2 protein-coding genes are annotated in these 2,337 nt (G+C 67.9%); one reads left to right on the top strand and one right to left on the bottom strand.

Translation table 11 applies throughout. The features are described 5' to 3' along the window. Positions 1-50: 50 nt before the first annotated feature. Complete coding sequence (locus tag H3O04_RS35040; RefSeq protein ID WP_202589486.1) at positions 51-1,712, top strand: ABC transporter substrate-binding protein; 1,662 nt, start codon at positions 51-53, stop codon at positions 1,710-1,712. A 45-nt stretch (positions 1,713-1,757) separates the two neighbouring features. Here the strand turns inward: H3O04_RS35040 and H3O04_RS35035 are convergent. Continuing rightward, a partial coding sequence (locus H3O04_RS35035) for a TauD/TfdA dioxygenase family protein (RefSeq protein ID WP_202589485.1) occupies positions 1,758-2,337 on the bottom strand: 580 nt, incomplete at its 5' end.

The raw sequence follows: 2,337 nt of genomic DNA, 5'->3' as shown, positions 1-2,337 counted from the left end.
AAGATCGACGGTCGTCATTCGCATGGCACCTCTTTCTTTCCTCCGTCACCATGAAGAATCCTTTCGTTTCGTCAGCCGCGCGCCGGTCGCGCGGCGTATCGCCCGCCGGCGCCGCGCTTCGCTGCATCGCCGCGTCGTTGCTGCTGGCCGGCGCCGCGACGCACGCGTTTGCGGCGCCCACGGGCAAGACGCTCGTGTACTGCACCGAAGGCAGCCCGGCCGGCTTCGATCCCGGCCAGCACACGACGAGCACCGATTTCGATGCGAGCACGTACCCGGTCTACAACGGGCTCGTGCAGTTCAAGCGCGGCACGCTCGACCTCGAACCGGCGCTCGCGACGAGCTGGGACGTGTCGCCCGACCAGCGCACGATCACGTTCCACCTGCGGCGCGGCGTGAAATTCCAGACGACCGCATGGTTCAAGCCGACGCGGCCGTTCCAGGCCGACGACGTCGTGTTCACGTTCCGCCGGATGCTCGACCCGGACGATCCGTTCCGCAAGGCCTATCCGGTCAGCTTCCCGTATTTCAGCGATCTCGGCTTCGACCACAACATCGAACGCATCGAGAAGGTCGACGACTATACGGTGCGCTTCGTGCTGAAGTCGCCCGACGTCGTGTTCGTGCGCAATCTCGCGATGGCGTTCGCGTCGGTGCTGTCGGCCGAATATGCGGGGCAGCTCGCCGCGCGCCATCGCGAGTCGGACATCAACCAGTTTCCGGTCGGCACGGGGCCGTTCGTGTTGCGTACGTACCAGAAGGATGCGCTGATCCGCTACGACGCGAATCCCGACTACTGGAACCCGGACGACGTGAAGCTCTCGCGCCTCGTGTTCGCGATCACGCCCGATCCGGCCGCGCGGCTGCAGAAGCTCGTGGCCGGCGAGTGCCAGGTATCGGCGTTTCCGCGGCCGGCGGATCTCGAGACGGTGCGGCGCGATCCGAAGCTGACGCTGTTCTCGGGGACGGGCTTCAACGTCGGCTTCGTCGCGTACAACACCCAGCATCCGCCGCTCGATCGCGTCGACGTGCGGCGCGCGCTCGACATCGCGATCGACAAGACGGCGATCATCAAGACCGTGTTCAACGGCGACGCGACGATCGCGACGAACCCGATGCCGCCCGCGCAATGGTCGTACAACCCGCGCCTGAAGGACGCGCCGCGCGATCCGGCCGCCGCGAAGGCCCTGCTCGCGCAAGCCGGCTTCCCGAACGGATTCGACCTGACGCTATGGGCGATGCCCGTGCAGCGCCCGTACAACCCGAACGCGCAACTGATGGCGCAACTGATTCAGCAGGACTGGGCGAAGATCGGCGTGCGCGCGAAGATCGTCAGCTACGAATGGGGCGAGTACAACCGCCGCGCGAAGCACGACGGCCAGCACGACGCGATCCTGTACGGCTGGTCGGGCGACAACGGCGACCCCGACAACTGGCTCGGCACGCTGCTCGGCTGCGAGGCGGTGCATGGCAGCAACCTCGCGAAGTGGTGCAACAAGGACTTCGAGCAACTCGTGACCGCCGCGCGGTCGAACGGGGACGTCGCGAAGCGCACGGCGCTGTACGAGCAGGCGCAGGTGGTATTCAAGGATCAGGTGCCGTTCACGCCGATCGCGACGTCGATCGTGTCGTTGCCGATCTCCAGGCGCGTGCACGGGCTGACGTTCTCGCCGCTCGGCGGGCACCGGTTCGACGGCGTGTGGCTCGATTGATCGAAGTGGGGCCGGCGCGCCGCGTGCGCGCCGGCGTTTGCCGCATCAGTTGAGTGCGACGGCGGCCGCGGCCTCGACCGGCGTGCCTTCGAGCGCGACCGACGGGCGGCCGTCGGGGCCGACCGGCACGTCGCCGATGAGCGTCGTGCGATACAGCTGGCGATCGAAGTCGAGATCGAAGATGTCGACGGGCGCGAGATGCGCGGTCGCGCGGTTGTCCCAGAACGCGATGCTGCGCGGCTCCCACTTGAAGCGGATCGTGAATTCCGGCCGCGTCACGTGCTCCCACAGCAGTTCGAGCAATGCCTGGCTCTCGCGCGGCGTCAGCCCGACGATCGATTTCAGGAAGCTCGGGCTCACGTACAGCGCGCGTTCGCCGGTCTCCGGATGCACGCGCACGAGCGGATGCTCGGTCACGAGCGGGCGGCGCTCGACGGCGTCGTCGAATGCGCCGGTCGCGCGCGCGCCGGGCGGCGGCGTGAAGCGATGGATGCCGCGCAGGGTATCGACGAAGCCGCGCAGCGGCGCGGACAGCGTTTCGTACGCGCGTACGAGGTTGGTCCAGTGCGTGTCGCCGCCGTACGGCGGGATCGTCACGCCACGCAGGATCGAGGCCCACGGCGGG

This window comes from Burkholderia sp. KCJ3K979 (assembly GCF_016759955.1).
GTDB lineage: Bacteria > Pseudomonadota > Gammaproteobacteria > Burkholderiales > Burkholderiaceae > Burkholderia > Burkholderia orbicola.
Note: the sequence above shows the minus strand (reverse complement) of the source record. Positions and strands in the feature narration are given on the sequence as shown.

What these genes read in the sequence shown, in the direction of transcription:
- H3O04_RS35040 (WP_202589486.1), top strand. Translation starts at nt 51, where the DNA reads ATGAAGAATCCTTTCGTTTCGTCAGCCGCGCGCCGGTCGCGCGGCGTA.